Annotated in this window: 1 protein-coding gene; it reads right to left on the bottom strand. The window is 42.6% G+C overall.

Annotated elements, in window-relative coordinates:
• Positions 1 to 118: 118 nt before the first annotated feature.
• Positions 119 to 589 (bottom strand): pilus assembly protein PilW (locus R7Z49_RS26430; protein ID WP_318112620.1); only part of this gene is annotated, 471 nt, incomplete at its 5' end.

Here is a 589-nt window from a genome sequence, read left to right on the forward strand (position 1 = left end):
TTGTTGGCTCGTTTAATTTGTTACAAGAGGGATTTATAGCTACCGAGAGACATCATTAATGCCGCAACTAGCAATACGCTCACAACTAATAACGCAGCTGCACCTTGTTGTTTCTTCATTACTGCCAGTTCCTTTGCATCGCAGTAAACGACTGCTGCGTGCGAATATCAGTCGCGTCTTTCAATTCGGTTCCCAATGTAATGGTCACCAGTGCACTTTTTGCATCAGTGCTTTCTAGCAATTCACTAGCCAGGTCAAATCGATTAACGTGAATAACTTTTTTATCAAAGAGAGTGTTACATGAGCCTGTGCCTGCAAGGTTGACCACGTCATTAACATCCCCTATCGTTATTTGCTTTTTTTCACACACAAATAGCGACTCTGGCGTGTTAACTCGTTGCTCATAAGCCACGTTTTTATACAAAGGAGCAGAGCCAGAAACACCTATGTAATAGGCGTAAGCAATTAGCCCTCTATCAACATCATCAAGAGTGTAAATTGTGTTCGCTGAGCCCGATATTTTTATAGAATGACCATCGTTACCGTCAAAACCAGCACGCTGAATGTCACTCTTGAGCATCTGCACGAC

This window comes from Vibrio sp. 1562, assembly GCF_033340155.1.
GTDB lineage: Bacteria > Pseudomonadota > Gammaproteobacteria > Enterobacterales > Vibrionaceae > Vibrio > Vibrio alginolyticus.